The organism is Emergencia timonensis, from assembly GCF_900086585.1.
Taxonomy (GTDB): domain Bacteria; phylum Bacillota; class Clostridia; order Peptostreptococcales; family Anaerovoracaceae; genus Senimuribacter; species Senimuribacter timonensis.
Genome location: NZ_FLKM01000009.1, coordinates 1851507 through 1869951, shown reverse-complemented (window position 1 = coordinate 1869951; position 18445 = coordinate 1851507). Strand labels below are relative to the sequence as shown.

17 protein-coding genes are annotated in these 18445 nt (G+C 44.8%); 15 read left to right on the top strand and 2 right to left on the bottom strand.

The annotated features are described in order from the left end of the window. Positions 1-57 precede the first annotated feature (57 nt). From BN6539_RS19725 to BN6539_RS19655, 14 genes are all read left to right on the top strand, one after another. Complete coding sequence (locus BN6539_RS19725) at positions 58-825, top strand: alpha/beta fold hydrolase (protein WP_067542264.1); 768 nt, start codon at positions 58-60, stop codon at positions 823-825. 226 nt (positions 826-1051) lie between these two features. Further along, positions 1052-1615, top strand: a complete 564-nt coding sequence (gene ahpC / locus BN6539_RS19720; RefSeq protein WP_067542261.1) for an alkyl hydroperoxide reductase subunit C — start codon at positions 1052-1054, stop codon at positions 1613-1615. Between the two features lie 4 nt (positions 1616-1619). Continuing rightward, complete coding sequence (locus BN6539_RS19715) at positions 1620-3260, top strand: FAD-dependent oxidoreductase (protein ID WP_067542258.1); 1641 nt, start codon at positions 1620-1622, stop codon at positions 3258-3260. 224 nt (positions 3261-3484) lie between these two features. Continuing rightward, positions 3485-4738, top strand: coding sequence for an HD-GYP domain-containing protein (locus BN6539_RS19710; RefSeq protein WP_067542255.1), 1254 nt, complete (start codon positions 3485-3487; stop codon positions 4736-4738). Positions 4739-4849: 111 nt separating this feature from the next. Beyond that, positions 4850-5971, top strand: a complete 1122-nt coding sequence (tgt, locus tag BN6539_RS19705; protein ID WP_067542254.1) for a tRNA guanosine(34) transglycosylase Tgt — start codon at positions 4850-4852, stop codon at positions 5969-5971. Then, complete coding sequence (gene rlmD, locus BN6539_RS19700; RefSeq protein WP_067542251.1) at positions 5958-7133, top strand: 23S rRNA (uracil(1939)-C(5))-methyltransferase RlmD; 1176 nt, start codon at positions 5958-5960, stop codon at positions 7131-7133. Before tgt ends, rlmD begins: the two co-directional genes overlap by 14 nt. Positions 7134-7160: 27 nt before the next feature. Beyond that, positions 7161-8264 carry a GGDEF domain-containing protein gene (locus BN6539_RS19695; RefSeq protein WP_067542248.1) on the top strand — a complete coding sequence of 368 codons (1104 nt, stop codon included), beginning with the start codon at positions 7161-7163 and terminating at the stop codon, positions 8262-8264. A gap of 177 nt (positions 8265-8441) precedes the next feature. Continuing rightward, positions 8442-8747, top strand: a complete 306-nt coding sequence (locus BN6539_RS19690; RefSeq protein ID WP_067542244.1) for a type II toxin-antitoxin system RelB/DinJ family antitoxin — start codon at positions 8442-8444, stop codon at positions 8745-8747. After that, positions 8744-9064, top strand: coding sequence for a type II toxin-antitoxin system RelE/ParE family toxin (locus BN6539_RS19685; RefSeq protein ID WP_067542241.1), 321 nt, complete (start codon positions 8744-8746; stop codon positions 9062-9064). Before BN6539_RS19690 ends, BN6539_RS19685 begins: the two co-directional genes overlap by 4 nt. A 108-nt stretch (positions 9065-9172) precedes the next feature. Beyond that, positions 9173-10081 carry a GNAT family N-acetyltransferase gene (locus tag BN6539_RS23255; RefSeq protein ID WP_330385112.1) on the top strand — a complete coding sequence of 303 codons (909 nt, stop codon included), beginning with the start codon at positions 9173-9175 and terminating at the stop codon, positions 10079-10081. Positions 10082-10116: 35 nt separating this feature from the next. Continuing rightward, a complete protein-coding gene (locus BN6539_RS19670; RefSeq protein WP_082907634.1) occupies positions 10117-10968 on the top strand; it encodes an arginase family protein in 852 nt (283 codons plus the stop codon). Positions 10969-11097: 129 nt separating this feature from the next. After that, positions 11098-11637 (top strand): DUF1697 domain-containing protein, encoded by a 540-nt coding sequence (locus BN6539_RS19665; protein ID WP_067542238.1) that lies wholly within the window; start codon positions 11098-11100, stop codon positions 11635-11637. A 35-nt stretch (positions 11638-11672) separates the two neighbouring features. Beyond that, positions 11673-12221 carry a GNAT family N-acetyltransferase gene (locus tag BN6539_RS19660; protein ID WP_067542235.1) on the top strand — a complete coding sequence of 183 codons (549 nt, stop codon included), beginning with the start codon at positions 11673-11675 and terminating at the stop codon, positions 12219-12221. Between the two features lie 71 nt (positions 12222-12292). Continuing rightward, positions 12293-12883, top strand: coding sequence for a class I SAM-dependent methyltransferase (locus tag BN6539_RS19655; protein WP_182435518.1), 591 nt, complete (start codon positions 12293-12295; stop codon positions 12881-12883). 120 nt (positions 12884-13003) lie between these two features. Here BN6539_RS19655 and BN6539_RS19650 read toward each other — a convergent pair whose 3' ends face one another. Further along, a complete protein-coding gene (locus BN6539_RS19650) occupies positions 13004-13747 on the bottom strand; it encodes an SDR family NAD(P)-dependent oxidoreductase (RefSeq protein WP_067542229.1) in 744 nt (247 codons plus the stop codon). A 142-nt stretch (positions 13748-13889) separates the two neighbouring features. Between BN6539_RS19650 and BN6539_RS19645 the strand changes: the two genes are divergently transcribed. After that, entirely contained in the window at positions 13890-16346 is a 2457-nt protein-coding gene (locus tag BN6539_RS19645; protein WP_067542226.1) for an FAD-dependent oxidoreductase, read from the top strand. Between the two features lie 68 nt (positions 16347-16414). Here the strand turns inward: BN6539_RS19645 and htpG are convergent, their stop codons facing one another. After that, positions 16415-18349 carry a molecular chaperone HtpG gene (gene htpG, locus BN6539_RS19640; protein WP_067542223.1) on the bottom strand — a complete coding sequence of 645 codons (1935 nt, stop codon included), beginning with the start codon at positions 18347-18349 and terminating at the stop codon, positions 16415-16417. Positions 18350-18445 lie beyond the last annotated feature (96 nt).

The window sequence follows — 18445 nt, the reverse complement described above, 5'->3', positions numbered from 1 at the left end:
TGCAGCCGCGGGTCTCCTGTTATAATGAATTCTATCAAAGATAAAGGAGGAATCAGAATGGCTTACTTTTATTATGCAGATAAAAAAATCTATTACGAGGAAATCGGCAGAGGCACCCCATTGCTGCTGCTACATGGTAACAGCGTTTCATCAAAGATGTTTCAAGGAATTATCGACCTGTACAAGGAGGACTATAAGGTGATTCTCATTGATTTTTTAGGACATGGTCGCTCTGACAGATTGGAACAGTTTCCAACTGATTTTTGGTATGACCAGGCGATGCAGGTTATTGAGCTGCTCACCAGCTGCCGCTATGGCAGAGTCAATCTCATCGGCACCAGCGGAGGCGCTTTAGCAGCTTTGAACGTGGCACTAGAACGTCCAGATTTGGTCTGCAGCGTGATAGCTGATAGTTTTGAAGGGGAGAAGTCCCTAGAGGCTTGGACAACAAACATTGCCCATGCGCGGGAGGAAACGAAGAAGAAAAAATTTGTACGTCAGTTATGGGAATACTGTCATGGTGAAGATTGGGAAAAGGTGGTTGATAACGATACCGATGTCATCGTCAGACATCATCAGATGATTCAACATTTTTTTCATCAGGATTTATCTCAATTGAAGATACCAGTATTATTAACAGTCAGTTTGGAGGATGATGAATTTGTAGGGGTCATGGATATCAAAAAAACTTACGGAAACCTGCAGACAAAGATACCTGGCGGAAAACAATTAGTATTTCCTACAGGCGGTCATCCGGCAATGCTTACAAATGCAGAAGAATTTTCAGGGGCAGCAAAGGTATTCTTTCGCAACGCGGAAAAATAGAAATATCAGGATTCTAAATCCAGTAGTCGGGCGCTGTGATATAATGCAGTGTCTGTAGCAGTCATTATCGATTCGGCGCTGTTAGAGTGGAAGAGAAAGCGTTATGTAAATTCTTCCTTTTCTGAATATGATATTGACAAAAATGACTTGAAAAAATATAATAAAATACGTGAGTTAGGTTATACTAACTTCGATGATTAAAAAAAAGTAAAAGGGGATTTGATTTATGTCAATGATTAACAAAGAAATAAATGATTTTGCTGTACAAGCATTTCAAAATGGTGATTTCAGAGCAGTTACAAAGGAAGAGATTTTAGGCAAATGGAGCGTATTTTTCTTCTATCCGGCAGATTTCACTTTTATCTGTCCGACAGAATTGGAAGATTTGGCAGATAAATATGCAGAGTTTCAGAACATCGGCTGTGAGATTTATGCAGTGTCCTGTGATACGCATTTTGTTCACAAAGCGTGGCACGATGTATCTGAAAAAATCAAAAAAATTCAATATCCGATGCTGGCGGATCCAACTCACGCCCTATCTAAAGATTTTGAAGTATATATTGAAGCTGACGGTGTGGCTGAAAGGGGCAGCTTTATCGTCAATCCAGAGGGTAAGATTGTAGCCTACGAAGTTACTGCAGGCAATGTGGGACGTAATGCTGACGAACTGCTGCGCAGAGTACAAGCCAGCCAGTTTGTTCACGAGCATGGGGATGAGGTTTGTCCGGCAAAATGGCAGCCAGGAGCGGAAACTTTGAAGCCGAGCCTGGATCTGGTGGGGCAGCTGTAAGCTTATGAACGATCAAAGGAAAGAAAACTTCTATGACGTAGTTATCATCGGCGGAGGTCCTGCGGGACTGACCGCCGCCCTTTATTTAGCAAGAGCTCGTCACAGAGTCATCGTCGTAGAAAAAGAACAATTTGGCGGGCAAATTGCCACGACTTTAGATGTTGTCAATTATCCAGGGGTAGAAAAGACCAGTGGTCCGGAATTGACAGAAACCATGCGCCTGCAGGCAGATAACTTTGGCGTTGAATTCTTAATGGCCGAAGCAGAAGAATTATTACTTTCCGGCGATATAAAGACAGTCAAGACCAGCAGAGGAGAATTGTCCTGTTTCTGCGTCCTACTAGCAGCTGGGGCAAAACCAAGGCTGGCGGGATTTTCAGGGGAAGAGGCATTCCGCGGACATGGCGTCGCCTACTGTGCTACCTGCGATGGTGAATTTTTTACTGACAAGGAAGTCTTTGTCATCGGCGGCGGGTATGCGGCTGCAGAGGAAAGTGTTTTTTTAGCCAGATATGCACGCCATGTGACCATTTTAATGAGAAGCGACGACTTTACATGTGCCAAGGCGACGGCAGACATGGCTCGTAATCATGAAAAGATTACTATCTTGCCGAATGTGGAAGTAGAAGAAGTTTCCGGCGATACAGTGCTTCGTTATCTGCGGTATCGAAGCCTTAAAACTGATGAAGTAACAGAATATAGACCGCCGGCAGGAGAAACTTTTGGTCTATTCGTCTTTGCCGGATATGAGCCGGCAACGGAACTGGTGCGCGGTCTTGCAGAACTGGATGAACATGGTTATGTGCTCACAGATGGACGCCAGAAAACGAATATTGATGGCCTTTACGCAGCCGGAGATATCTGTGTAAAAAGCCTGAGGCAGGTGGTAACGGCAGTTGGTGAAGGTGCCCTGGCAGCTACAGAACTGGAGCATTATGCAACAGCCATGCAAAAGAAGACAGGGATTGCTCCACAGCCGCCTATTTCTAAGATGCCAGAGGAACGTGATACGGAAGAAGTACATTTATCTGATGGCGAAAGCTTGTTTACGGCTGATATGCTAAAGCAGCTCAATGCCGTCTTTGAAAAGATGCAGCGATCTTTGATTTTGAAACTGTATCTGGACAACCGGCCGATCTCTGCTGAACTGCAAAAATACATGGAGGTTCTCTCTGCTTTGACAGATAAACTTTCTGTAAAGATAGAAAAACAGGGAACAGATCCGTCTTATCCTTTCGTGAAAATCTGCCTGGAGGACGGAAGGGAGACCGGACTCGCCTTCCACGGCGTACCTGGCGGCCATGAATTCACATCTTTTGTGCTGGGACTGTACAATGCGGCAGGACCAGGACAGGCTCTGGACCAGGAAGTAGAAGAGGCGATTCAGGCCATTGAAAAACCTATGAACCTGAAAATCATGATTTCCTTATCCTGTACGATGTGTCCGGAACTGGTAACGGCAGCTCAACGTATTGCTGCAGAAAGTGAATTTGTTGCGGCAGAAGTTTATGACCTGAATCATTTTCCAGATTTAAAGGACCGATATCAGGTCATGAGTGTACCGTGTTTGGTCATCAATGACGGGGAGCCTATGTTTGGTAAGAAAAATATTCGCCAGTTATTAGAGGCGATGGATCAATATTAAACAATATGTTTTGCAGAATAACAGGCAGCATCTGTCTTCAGGCAGATGCTGTTTTTTAACAGTAAATGAGATGCATATTTCTAACTGACATCTTGATATCTCAGTGATTTTTAAAAGAATGATATAAAGTTTATACGGGTCTCTTTGAGCAGGTTTTTGTTTACTTACTGTAATTAGCATGATAAAATATGTCTAAATTGTAGATAGCGAGGGCAAAAAGTAAGATGGCTTCAGTGGTAAACAGCAATAATATAAGCGGACTGATTCAGAGAACCTTAAATCATGTGGATCCCCGATTGGTGGACCATGGAAAAAGAGTGGCTTATCTGGTTTCACGGATGCTGGATATAGATGGGACTTTCACAGAGAAAGAGAAGCAGGATATTTGCTTTCTTGCACTGCTCCACGACGTAGGAGCCTATAAGACAGAAGAAATCAACGAAATGGCAAAGTTTGAGACACAGGACATCTGGGAGCATTCCATTTACGGATATCTGTTTCTCTATCATTTTTCTCCACTAAAGGATTGGGCGCAGGCCATTCTCTATCATCACGTTTCGGCGATAAGCCTGAAAGGTGTGGAAGAGAAAATTGCCACAGTTTCTCAGATTATAAATATAGCTGACAGAGTGGATATGTTCTGGCTCTATCAACCGGACGAAGAGGCCCTTGACAGTTATCTGATAAGGAATCGGGGCAGACGTTTTCGGGAAGAAATCGTAGAACTGTTTTTAGAGACACAGCGGCACGACCCTATCCTCGAGAATCTGAATAAAGAATATGCCCCAAAATCGATACTGCCGCAGGTAAATTTAAGCAGCCAAGAGTGCGAAGATTACTTGAAAATGATGATTTATGCGATTGATTTTCGCAGCCAGCATACGGTAACCCATACTATTACGACGACCAGTATCAGTACCAATACAGCTCGTATCATAGGCATGTCTGACGACCAGGTGCAGCGCATTTATTATGGGGCATTGCTCCACGACTTAGGGAAAATCGGTATCCCGGTTGAGATTTTAGAGTTTCCGGGAAAACTAAGCCCCCAGGCGATGAAAATCATGCGCTCCCATGTCAGTATTACAGAAGACATACTGGGCGGCACCATTGCTCCAGATATCACAAAGATTGCTGTTCGTCATCATGAAAAACTGGACGGCAGCGGCTATCCGAGAGGACTTACAGAAAAAGAACTGTCCATGGAGGAGCAGGTGGTGGCAATCGCCGATATCGTCAGCGCACTGTTAGGTACGCGCAGCTACAAGGAAGCCTATTCAAAAGATAAGACCTTATCCATCTTACAAGAGCAGGCAGAGACGGGAAAAATCAACAGAGAAATTGTCTCCATTTTAGAAGAACACTTTGATGAGATTTTAGCAGAAGTTGCGACAAACTGCAGCCCTATTCTGCATACGTATTACGGTCTGCAACAGGAATATGAAGGTTTGCTGGAAAAGCATCGGGGCGTATATTGACTTTAGAGACTCAAAATTGTATAATTTATGACAGATATACGGTACGTCAAAGTTAAGATGACGTACCGTTAATTATTGCAAAAATAATATTTTGAATAGAGAGGTTATTTTATGAAACATGCGGTTACTTATGAGCTGCTGAAAACCGATAGCAGGACGAAGGCTCGCAGGGGTATCGTTCACACCCCCCACGGCGATATCCAGACGCCGGTATTTATGCCGGTGGGCACCCAGGCTACAGTAAAGGCCATGCGGCCGGAACAGGTTGCGGAGATGGGGGCTAATATTATCCTGTCAAATACCTACCATTTATATTTACGACCGGGACATGAGCTGATTAGGGAAGCGGGAGGTCTTCACAAGTTCATGAATTGGGACAAGGCGATTCTCACTGACAGCGGCGGATTTCAGGTTTTTTCTCTCGGGAAGCTGCGTAAGATTACAGAAGAGGGCGTAAAGTTTCAAAGCCATATCGACGGATCGAGGCATATGCTGACACCAGAAAAGGCGATAGAAATACAGAACGCTCTGGGGTCAGATATCATGATGGCCTTTGACGAGTGCGCACCATATCCAGCAGACAGAAAATATGTCAAAGATTCTCTGGAACGCACGACCAGATGGCTGGCACGATGTAAAGCCGCACATAAGGATGTTGAACGGCAGTCCCTTTTCGGCATCATGCAGGGCGGTATGTATAAGGATCTGCGCAGACAGAGCGCAGAAGAAATCGTCGAACTGGATTTACCAGGTTACGCCATCGGCGGCCTATCTGTAGGTGAGCCGAAGGACCTGATGTTAGAGGTACTTGACGATTGCGTCGATTATTTGCCTGCGGATAAAGCCAGATATCTGATGGGCGTCGGCAGCCCGGACTATCTCTTCGAAGGAGTCGAACGGGGAGTCGACATGTTCGACTGTGTCCTGCCGACTAGAATTGCCCGCCACGGTCTGGCTATGACCAGTCATGGACGTGTGAACATCAAAAATGCCAAATTTGAAAAAGACTTTGCACCACTGGATGCAGAATGCGACTGCTATACCTGTAAGAATTATTCAAAAGCATATTTGCGTCATCTCTTCAAAGCTGACGAGATGTTGTCTGCTATGCTGCTGTCCAATCACAATCTCCATTTTCTGCTGAAGATGATGGAAAATATCAGAACCGCAATAGAAGAAGATCGATTTTTAGAATTCAAAAAGGAGTTTTACGATAAGTATGGAAAATTTTAATATCTGTCAGCACGACGAATTTTGCGGAGGGTGCATTTATCAAGGGGTACCTTACGAAGAACAACTGGCTGTCAAAGAGGCTGAAGTAAAAAATATTTTTGCAGAAAAGGACATTCATCCTGATATTTTTGATGGAATCGAGGGCTGTTCTGAGGAACATCGATACAGATACAGGAATAAGATGGAGTATACATTTGGCGATTTTGTAAAGGATGGGCCGATTTGCCTGGGTATGCATAAGAAGAAAAATTTCATGTCAATTGTCACGGTAGACCACTGCCAGTTGGTCGATGAGGACTTCAACAAAATCCTACGGTTTTCCCTAGACTTTGCAGTTGAGATGGGTTATAAACATTATCATAAGAAATCTCATACAGGCCTTTTGCGGCATCTGATTGTCAGAAAAGGAATCAGAACCGGTGAGCTTTTAGTCAACATCGTTACCTCAAGTGAGGAAGGTTTTGATGAAGAAGCTTACGTGAATGGGTTGTTAGAATTGCCACTTACGAATAATATCGGAGGAATTCTGAGAACTTTGAATGACAATATCGCCGACAAAGTGACCTGTGAAGAGCTGAAAATTCTTTGGGGAAAAGATTATTACATGGAAAATATATTGGGCCTGCAGTTTAAGGTCAGTGCATTTTCGTTTTTTCAGACCAACGTCGAGGCAGTAGAACGACTCTACAGTGAAGCTTTAGCGCTGGTCGAAGACTTTGCAGGCAAATCCGTCTTCGACCTGTATTGCGGTACAGGAACCATCAGCCAAGTGCTTGCCTTAAAGGCAAAAGAGGTACTGGGCATCGAGCTTGTGGAAGAGGCCGTAGAGGCCGCGAAAGAAAATGCGAGGCTGAATGGTCTGGAAAATTGCAATTTCATCGCTGGCGACGTCTTTGAAGTGCTGAAAGAACGAGAAGAAAAACCTGATGTAATCGTGGTTGACCCACCGCGGGTTGGTATGAATACCAAGGCAGTAGACAAGATTGTCAGCTACGGCGTGGATCAGATCATCTATATTTCCTGTAACCCCAAGACCTTGGCTATCAATCTGCAGCAATTCATTTACGAAGGCTACGCAGTCAGATATGTCAAATGCTTTGACAACTTTCCGGGAACAAAACATACAGAGTGCATCTGTCTCTTGGAAAGGAAAAAGAGATAGAAAGGATCTGATCGTTACAAATTGGGTATGAATAAAATGTTATGTGTGTTGAGAGAAAATAAGGAAATCAGGAGGAAATATTTTTCAACTGCAAAGGAGGAAATTTCAAATACAAATTTACAGTTACTGATATGGATCTGCATTTTTACCATTGTCATAGAGATTACATTATTGATTTTTGCCAAAATTCTCTTGCCGACGTGGGTGCTGAAGCAGGAGCACTTCCAAGTGGCGATTATCAATGTGGGCTTTATATTTTTAGCGACAAAGCTGAAATCGATACACTACAAAAACGACAAAATGGTGGCAAACATCTGTATGGTATATATGCTGCTGATTGCAACATGTATCATCAAAATCGACGTATTCTACGAACCGGAAACTTTGAGCTCCTTTATTCCGCTTTTGTTTGTAGTGACGCCGGCAGCGTTCGTATTGAGCCTTTTTCGAATCTATTTGACGATGATACTCGTAGAGGTGGAATACATCATTGCACTTTTTATGGTGAAAGATTCTGTACTTATTTCCGCAGATATTTTCTATTCGTTAGCAGGTCTCTCTTTTGGCATGCTGGTGACTGCCATCATTCTCAGATTGAGATGTAAAGATAATTACGATAAGCTGACGTACAGGCGTTTATCCATGACGGATTCTTTAACAGGGGTGCTGAACAAATCCACTGCACTGACGCAAATCGGCCGCTATCTGCTGACCAGGATTGACAACACACATTGTGCGCTGCTGATTATCGACTTGGATAATTTTAAGAAGGTTAACGACAAGTACGGACACCAGGTTGGTGACCGCTTGTTAAATCAAGTGGGAGAAATCTTGCACGAGGCCTTTAGAGGCAACGATATCGTGGGCCGCTTTGGCGGCGATGAGTTTGTGGTCCTGATGAAGAACGTCTTTGACGATGAAATCATTGAGCGAAAATGCGAGGAGATTTTAAAGCTGCTTGAGAGTTTGACCTTAGACGAAGAGAACTTTAAGATATCCTGCAGCATGGGCGCAGTCATCGCAAAAAAGAAGAATGAGAGTCTGGAGCGGCTGTTTAAAATTGCAGACGACGCCCTTTATGAGGCCAAAGCCATGGGGAAGAACGGCCTGGTAAAGAAAATAGATAAATAAGAGGATTATTCATATAATGGAGCGAAAGCACCTTGTGGGAACGCAGGGTGCTTTGTTTTCATGGGTATTAGATGTGTGAAAATATTATACACGAAAGATTGTATTGCTTATATCAATACAAAATAGTATAATGAACACAGAAAGAAGAAAAGTGTTTTGGTGAAAGGAGTTATTTATATGGCAAAATCAGCAAGCGTATACGCAAGGATTGATCCGGACTTAAAAGAACAGGCGGAAGCAATTTTGGCTGCTCTTGGTATTCCGACTTCTAATGCGATTGATATGTTTTTTAAACAGATTGTATTGAAAAAAGGACTGCCCTTTGAGGTCAGACTTCCTTATGAAATGCCGCTTAATATGGCTGCACTTACAGAGGAAGAACTAAATGAAGAAATTGAAAAGGGATATGCGGATATTTTGGCAGGACGCACGAAACCCTTAGAGCAGGCTGTTGCCGAAATGCGTAAGGATTTTAAAATATGAAATTTCAGATTGAATTGACAGAAAGGGCGGACAGAGATTTAAGAAATATTTTTCTCTATATTGCACTTGACTTAGGTTCTTCTAAAAATGCAGAGAAACAAGTGAATCGTTTGTGGACAGCAATTCATTCCCTTAATGAACTGCCGGAAAGATATCGTCGTTATGAAAAAGAGCCGTGGTATAGCAGAGGTATACGTATTTTCCCGATAGATAACTATGTTGCTTTATATATTCCTTACACGGAAGAACAAATTGTGCGTATCGTAATGATAATGTACAGTGGACGTGATATAAGCGAACAACTGAATATGGTATAGGGATTGATGAGCGTCTGGAACGGCTGTTTAAAATCGCAGACGATGCCCTTTATGAGGCTGAAGCCATGGAGAAAACCGGCCTGGTGAAAAAGATATGGAGGATTGAAAATGAAGATAATTGAAGTAAAGGACAGAAATTCATCATTGATTGAACAACTGTTAAGTGTGTGGGAAAGCGCAGTCAAGGCGACACATTTGTTTTTGTCAGAGGCTGAAATCGAGGATATCAAAAAATATGTGCCGCAGGCGCTAAGTGAAATCCCTCACTTGATTATCATAGAAAATGATGACCAAGTCCCTGTGGGCTTTATGGGGATTGCAGAACAGCACCTGGAGATGCTGTTCCTATCTGACGAGGAGAGGGGCAGAGGCTTAGGCAGAGCGCTTCTCACATACGGCATAGAGCAATATTCCATCGACGATTTAGCGGTGAACGAACAAAATCCCCTGGCAAAAGGCTTTTATGAACACATGGGGTTTGAAGTGTATAAAAGAACGGAAAAGGATGAACAGGGAAATCCATATCCGCTTTTGTATATGAGGAGGAATGCATCTAAGAAGAACTTTATCGAAGCATTGACAAGCGAAAGAAAGAATAAAGAACTGCCCGAAGAATGCAACTTTTTCGGGAAACTGATCGGGAGCTGGAAAATCGACTATATCGACAACACCACTTCCGTTGTGCGAAAAGGCGAATGGCATTTTTCATGGGTGCTGGAAGGGATGGCGATACAGGATGTGATCGTCCTGCCCGGTTTTGAATATGGAACAACACTGCGCGTTTTTAACCCTGACACACGAGGCTGGGATGTGGCATATTGCTTTACCGGAAAAATCATGCGGTTTGAGGCAAGAAAGCAGGGTGACAGAATCGTCCTTACGAATACGGAGGACGATAGAAGAAAATGGGTCTTTGCCAAAATCGAGGACAAGCGTTTTCATTGGCAGGATGTGGTCGTAAAAGATGACGGCAAGTGGCATGTTAATTTTGATTTATATGCTGAGCGCATGGAATAAACCTTTTATCTGTATTGAAACAGGAGGAATCGAAAATGAAAACCATCAGATTATTGTATCCGGACCATGTCAGCGGAGGACTGGAAACCTATTACTTTGGAGCAAATCTGCTGCGGTATATTTTGCCGGAAAATCAAAACCAGCCTCTGATTCAGGTGTCAATTGCACCTCCGGACGGTGAAGAGAAAACCGTCAGCAACGGCATTTTTGCGGAGGATGAGGTTCTTGCAGGAATCACAGATGCCCAGGTGAAAATAGAAAAAGAAAAGCCAGACAAGATCATCACCATCGGCGGAAATTGTTTAGTGTCCCTTGCGCCTTTTGATTATCTCCACGGTGTGTACGAAAATATAGGGATCGTCTGGATCGACGCCCATCCTGACGTGTCCACCACAGAAGACGGCTATCCCAACGCTCACGCCATGGTGCTGGGCTCCCTTTTGGGACATGGAGCGTCACAGCTTCGCGAGCAGATGAAGAACAAAAGCTTTGAACCGAATGAAATCATGTATGTAGGCCTGCAGCCGCTGCATGACTATCAGGAGAACTTTTTAAGAGACATGGGCGTAGACTACAAAGTGCAGGACAATGCATCTGTGCCCGAGGAGGAAATCAGATCGTTCATGGACCGTTTTGATCACATATTAGTTCATTTTGATATCGATGTCTTAGATGAGCATTTCTTTCATTCGACTTACTTTGCCAACCCAGAGCTGACAGGCGATGGTTCCGGCGGCGGGAAGATGACGATGGAAAGTGCAGCCGGGGTACTGAAGGTTATCACAGAGGAATCCGACGTGGTCGGCTTTACCGTGGCAGAGTATCTGCCTTTTGATGAGCATAAGCTGCACAAGATGTTTTCCGAAATAAAACTGTTTACGGAATGAGGGGTGTTCGGATGAACTTTGCTTTGTGGATAGCAATAGGTGCGGCGAACCTGTGTGCCGCCGTTGCAATATATTACGGACATAAAAGAAAAAAATAGCGTTCAGAAGTCGAAAGAGGTGTTTGTGGATATGAAAAGATATGTTGCATTGTTAAGAGGGATCAATGTAGGCGGAAAGAATAAAATTCCAATGGCGGAGTTAAAAAAGGGATTCGAAGAACTCGGTTTTGAAGAGGTTAAAACATATCTGAACAGCGGCAATGTGATTTTTTCCAGTGATAAAGAGGACGTAGAAAAGCTGAAAAAACAGATTGAAACAATGATAAACGAACAGTTTGGTTTTGAAATTCCTGTATTTGTTATCCCTCAGGAAAGACTGAGAGATATACTGCTCAATGCCCCGGACTGGTGGGGAGATGACAATCAAGAAATCTATGATAATCTGATTTTTATGATGCCGCCGGCTGTGTTCTCTGATGTATTTGATGAAATCGGTGAGCCCAAGGAAGGATTGGAAAAGATAAAAGATTACAAAGAAACGATATTCTGGTCTTTTCATCGAAAAGAGTATCAAAAAACGAATTGGTGGTCTAAGACGGCAAGTGCAGCGATCAGCGACAAGCTGACCATAAGAACTGCGAACACCGTTAGAAAAATCGTTGACATGTAATTGCGATTCAAATTCGAATTTGTAGGGGTGCCGAGATGATAAATATTATAGAAACAGAACGTTTGTTTCTCCGTCCGCTTACACTTGAAGATGCGGATATCGCTTATTATGGGTGGACGGGCGATGCGGAAGTAGCAGAATATGTAAGTTGGCTTCCTCACCATTCGATTGATGATACAATTGAATGGCTGAAAGAAATTGAGTGGAAACAGGATGATATAGGAAATATTCTACCAAATGACAATTACATTTGGGGATTTGTATTGAAAGAAACAGAGCAGCTTTTTGGTTCTGGTGGGTTAATTTGGGAAGAACGATGGCAACATTTTCAAATCGGATATAACATCATGAGAACGCATTGGAATCACGGATATACCACCGAAGCGATGCAGGCAATACTCAGTTTTGCAGCCGCCAATTTGGGTATAAAACGAATTGCTGGCAGTCATGCAAAGGAAAACCTTGCTTCTGCAAAGGTGCTTGAAAAGCTTGGCTTCGTTTATGAAAGAGATGGTATAGTTTCCCATGTTGATGGAGTTCGTCATTTTGATAACCGAGAATATTTTTTAGAGTTGAGCAGATAAAATTCAGTTTAGGGTACTATGAAAAATATGAAGTTGTCGGATCTTTGGGATATTCAGAAATAGAGATTGAGGTGAAGAAATTGAGAGCGATACATCATGCAGTTTTAAATGAAATTAGTTGTTCATCGACAATTCCGCAAACTATTTTAGATGTCGGCTGCGGAAATGGGGTATTTACGCAAGAGGTTTCTGCGACATTTCCGCGTAGCGACATTACTGCTATTGATATTTCTATTCCCAAGTCGTTTTCGCCTGGCAATATAACATTTTTGAAAGGAAGTGCTGAACAACTGCCCTTTGTTTCAGAATCGTTTGACTTGGTTATTACCGTACTGTCGTTACATCACTGGAAAGAAAAAAACAAAGGGATCAGCGAAATCTATCGAGTTCTTAAAAAAGGCGGCAGAATTATCATCGGTGATCCGTTACTTGAAGATTGGATGAGCAATCGTATTCTTGGATTGTTAATGCAGAAATTAGATGGCGGCACCTTTACAGATAAAAAAAGAGTAAGCGGATATTTAAACACGGCAGGATTTGAGGATATAAGTATAGGGCTTATCCCCAATACGATGAAGTCGCTATATCTTATTACGGCAAAAAAGTCATATAATTTCCAGGTTATCGGGCAGAACAACATATCATCAAAGAATCATAAGTAAAGATGCAGAATCAATAAAGAGGGTTTAGAATTTAACAATCCTATCAAATTACTTATAAATAAAAAGTACATTGCTTCTCAAATGAGATGCAGTGTACTTTTTCCATCTTAGGGAAATCTCCTACACCATGGCAGCGCCATCGACGGAGAGGATTTCTCCGTTCACATAAGTGGCCAGGTCGCTGGCGAGGAAGAGAAAGGCGTTGGCAATATCCTGCGGCTCGCCCAGACGTTTTAGTGGAATGCCTTCTGTAACGCTTTTCCGCAGCTCTTCTGGCAGGGATTTGAACATGTCGGTTTCGATGATGCCCGGCGCTACGGCATTGACGCGGATGTTATCTTTGCCGAGTTCCCTGGCAAGAGACTTTGTCAGGCCGTTGACGGCAAACTTTGACGTCGGATATCCGACGCCGGCAGCCTGTCCGTAGAGGCTGACCATAGAACTGGTAGAAAGGATGACGCCGCCTCCCTGGGTTTTCATGATGGGTGCGGCCGCTTTGGCACAGTTGAACACCGCCTTCACGTTGAGGTTCATGATCTTTTCGAAGGACTCTGGCGTATATTCATAGAAAGAATCCTTTGACGAAATGCCTGCATTGTTGATCAAAATGTCAATTTTGCCTGCCTTCTCTTTCACTTCTTTGATCGCTTTATGCACCTGGTCAAAATTTGTAATGTCGGGGTGCATCCCCTCGGCATTTGAGTTTGGAATCTCCTTTTTCAGTTGTTCCAGTGCTTTCTCTACAGTTTCCTTTCTTGTCCCAAAGATAAAAACCTTTGCACCGTTTTTCAGAAACGTCTTTGCTGTCTGATAGCCGATGCCCCTGGTGCCGCCTGTAATCACGGCCACTTTATTCTTTAACATAGTTTACCTCCAAATGATAATGATGATCTAGTGCTTAGTTATACCCCGAAATGTGGAAATTTATGTGATTGTGACTTTGTTACAGAACTTCGCAGCAAAAACAGGTAGAATGAACTTACATTGATAACGAGGAGGATGTATCATGAGCAAGACAGTCATTATCGGAGGTGTAGCCGGAGGCGCTACCGCGGCAGCGAGACTTCGCAGATTAGATGAAAACATGGAAATCGTCATGTTGGAAAGAGGAAAATATATCTCTTATGCCAACTGCGGCCTGCCGTATTATATCGGCGACGTGATCAAAAGCAGAGAGTCGCTGTTGGTGCAGACGCCCCAGGCGATGCGGTCCAAGTTTAACATAGATGTAAGAGTAGAAAATGAAGTGGTGAAAATCAACAGAGAGGAACAGACCGTCGAAGTCAGGGACGAAGGCGGTAGACTGTATAAGGAGGGTTATGATGATCTGATCATCGCCACCGGCTCTTCCCCTCTGAAACCGCCGATTCCCGGCATCGACAGTGAAGGAATCTATACGCTGTGGAATGTGGATGACACGGATCAAATTCGGAATTTGGTCGATACAGAGCATCCGAGGACGGCGGCGGTCATCGGTGGCGGCTTTATCGGTCTGGAAATGGCGGAAAATCTCCACAAGCGGGGAATTCACGTCTCCATCGTCGAGGCCCAGAATCAGGTTATGGCGCCCATAGACTTTGAAATGGCGCAGATGCTCCACGAAAACATAGATATGAACGGCGTAGAACTTTGTCTCGGCGACGGGGTCAGCTCTTTTGAGAGAAAAGGGGAGCGGATTCTGATTAACCTGGCAAGCGGAAGAACCATCGCTGCGGATATGGTTCTCCTTTCTATCGGCGTCAGACCGAACAGCCAACTGGCAAAGGAGGTGGGTCTTTCTCTCAACGAGAAGGGCGGCATCAAAACCGACAAGACGCTGAGGACCTCTGATCCGCACATCTGGGCTGTGGGTGACGTCATCGAGGTAGAAAACCTGGTGACAGGCAAAGATGTCATGATCCCTCTGGCAGGTCCTGCCAACAAACAGGGCAGAATCGCCGCCAATAATATCTGCAGGCTGGGCCGAGAGATGGAGGAATACGACGGCTCCCTGGGCACTTCCGTGGCACAGGTCTTCGACCTGACAGCGGCAGCGACAGGTATCAATGAGAAGACGCTAAAAGGTATGGGTCTTGCAAAAGGCAGAGACTACGAGGTGGCGCTCATCAATCAGAAGTCTCACGCCGGTTATTATCCGATGGCGATTCCAATGACACTCAAACTGATCTTCGGTCTCGATGGAAAAATCTTTGGCGCTCAGATCGTCGGCCAGGATGGTGTCGACAAACGAATTGACACCATTGCGACGGTCATGAGAGTAGGCGGAACAGTCAAAGATCTGGCAAAGCTGGAGCTTGCTTACGCGCCGCCTTATTCCTCGGCAAAGGATCCGGTCAACATGGCGGGATTCGTAGCCGACAATATCCTCAAAGGTCTGGTTCAATTTGTCATGCCGGAAGAGATTTCTGACAAAATGGTGGTCCTGGACGTATCGGAAGATGTGGAACGCTCCGTCTGGCAGATGCCGGGGTCGCTTCACATCCCTCTCGGACAGTTGAGAGACAGGATGGAAGAACTTCCAAAAGGCAAGACCATCGTCACCTACTGCGCCATCGGCGTCAGATCCTATAATGAGGCGAGAATGCTGATGCAGAGCGGCTTTGACGACGTCAGAGTGCTTGCGGGAGGAGCGGGATTCTATAAAACATATTATAGTAAACCAGAACAAAAGGAATTTGATAAGGAATTGGACCAGACGGAAGTAGAGGTGAGGGAAGTGCCTGAGAAAGAAATCAAGATTTTGGATTGCTGCGGACTGCAGTGTCCGGGACCGATTATGAAGGTCAACGAGGCGTTAAACGCCATGGAAGAGGGGGAATGCATCAAAGTTTCCGCCACTGACATGGGCTTTGCAAAGGACGTGGAGAGCTGGTGTGAACGGACGGGAAACACCTTCGAAGGCAGAGAGCGCAAGGGGAAAGAGAACATTGTTACCATCAGAAAGGGCAGTCAGGTGACAACTGAGCAGTCCTGCCAGACCGCCGCAGAACTGCCACAGGGAAAGACCATGATCGTCTTTGACGGCGATCTGGATAAGGTGCTGGCATCCTTTATCATCGCCAACGGCGCCGTCGCCATGGGTCGTCCCGTGACCATGTTCTTTACCTTCTGGGGACTCAACGCCCTGCGAAAATCCACCTACGTCAAGGTGAAGAAATCCTTTGTGGAGAAGATGTTCGGCCGAATGATGCCGAGGGGAACAGGCAAGCTGAAGCTTTCCAATATGAACATGCTGGGCATGGGAACAAAGATGATGAAGAGCGTCATGAAGAAAAAGAATGTGTCTTCTTTAGAAGAACTGATGGAACAGGCGAAACAAAACGGCGTCAAGCTGGTGGCCTGCACCATGAGCATGGATGTCATGGGAATCAGACCGGAGGAACTGATCGACGGTGTGGAACTGGCCGGCGTCGCCAGCTATCTGGGCGATGCGGAAAAAGCCAATGTCAATCTGTTTATCTAATCAATAATAAATGAAAAAATCGCAAAGAACCGTATATACGGATTCTTTGCGATTGTGTTTTTGCAGGTTTATTTTACGATCAGTTTGCAGATATCCTCACTGAATTTGACAGGGTCGTCTACGGTCAGTCCGCAGATGAGCAGGGACTGATTGTAGAGCAGGCTCGCGTAGGTCTTCACCTTTTCTTTGCCGTCTTCACCGGCAGCATAAGCCTCCTGCAGCGTCTTCATGACTTCGTGGTCCGGATTGATTTCTAAAATCCGCTCTGCTTTGACTTGCTGGTCCATCGGCATGGCGTTCAGAACTTTTTCCATTTCCAGGGAAATGCCGCCCTTGGTGGTCAGGCAGACCGGAGAATTTTTGAGGCGAGGGGAGAGTTTTACTTCCGTCACCTGATCTCCCAGGGAGTCCTTGATAAATGCGAGGAGGTCTTTGTTCTCTTCTTCCGCTTTCTTGATGGTCTCCTGCTGTTCGCTGGAGCCTTCTTCTGCCAGGTCTTCCGCCGATACCGATTTAAATTCTTTTTCTTTGTAGTCGCGCATCATCTGCAGGACGAATTCGTCGATTTCGTCGGTCAGGTAGAGAATCTCATAGCCTTTGTCTTTGATGAACTCGGTCTGCGGCAGCATGTCGATCTTTTCTATGGACTCGCCGGCTGCATAGTAGATGTATTTCTGATCTTCGCCCATCTTGGCGATATATTCGTCAAAGGTGATCCGCTTCTTTTCCATGGAAGAGTAGAAGAGGACCAGATCAGCCAGCACCTCCTTGTGCATACCGAAGTCGTCATACAGTCCGTATTTGATCTGTCTGCCGAAGTTGTCAAAGAACTTTTCGTACCCTTCACGATCTTCTTTGAGGAAGTCGAGAAGTTCCTTTTTGATCTTCTTCTCCAGGTTCTTGGCGATATTCTTCAGCTGTCTGTCGTGCTGCAGCGTCTCGCGGGAGATGTTCAGAGACAGATCCTGGGAATCGACGAGGCCTTTGACAAAGTTGAAGTAGTCCGGCAGCAGTTCCTTGCACTTTTCCATGATCATGACGCCGGAAGAATAGAGCTGCAGGCCTTTTTCATAATCTTTGGTGTAATAGTCATACGGCGTGTGGCCGGGGATGAAGAGCAGGGCAGTGTAGCTGGACACGCCTTCCACACTGGTTCTGATCACCTTGACAGGATCTTCGTAGTCGCCGAACTTGCCCTTGTAGTATTCGTTGTAGTCCTCCGGTTTCACCTTGCTCTTCTGACGCTTCCAGATTGGTTCCATGGTATTGAGGGTTTCCAGTTCCATGTAGGTTTCCATCTCCGGGGCTTTTCCTTCTTCCGGTTCTGCGTCTTCTTTTGGACGGTGTTTTTCCACCATCATCTGAATCGGATATCTGATGTAGTCAGAATAGCGCTTGATAAGATTGCGGATGGTGTATTCCTCTAAGAATTTGCTGTAATTTTCACCTTCCGTATCTTCTTTGATGTGCAGGACGATTTCCGTGCCGTGACCGGTTTTTTCTGCCTCTTCTACTGTATAGCCGTCTGCTCCCTTAGACTGCCATCTGTAGCTTTGCTCGCTGCCATAGGCCTTTGAGGTAACGACCACTTCGTCTGCAACCATGAAGGCGGAGTAGAATCCGACGCCGAACTGGCCGATGATGTCGATAGCTTTCTTCTCTTTGTTGTCCTTGCCCTCATCTGAATGCTCCTCTTTAAAGGCCAGGCTGCCGCTCTTTGCGATAGTGCCCAGGTTTGCTTCCAGATCCTCCTTGGACATGCCAATGCCGTTATCGCTGATGGTCAGAATCCGGGCGTCCTTATCTGCCGCCACGTTGATCTGGAAATCAGAACGTTTGATTCCGGTGTCACCTGATTGCAGACTCTGGTAGTACAGCTTATCCAGCGCGTCGCTGGCGTTGCTGATCAGTTCTCTCAAAAATATCTCCTTGTGGGTGTAGATGGAATTGATCATCAGGTCTAATAACCTCTTCGATTCTGCTTTAAATTGTTTCTTTGCCATAATCTCGCCTCCGTATATATCGATTTTAATTTACAATCGTTGTTAGCACTCAATAATAACGAGTGCTAAATCTATAATATAATTTAACACTTTTCC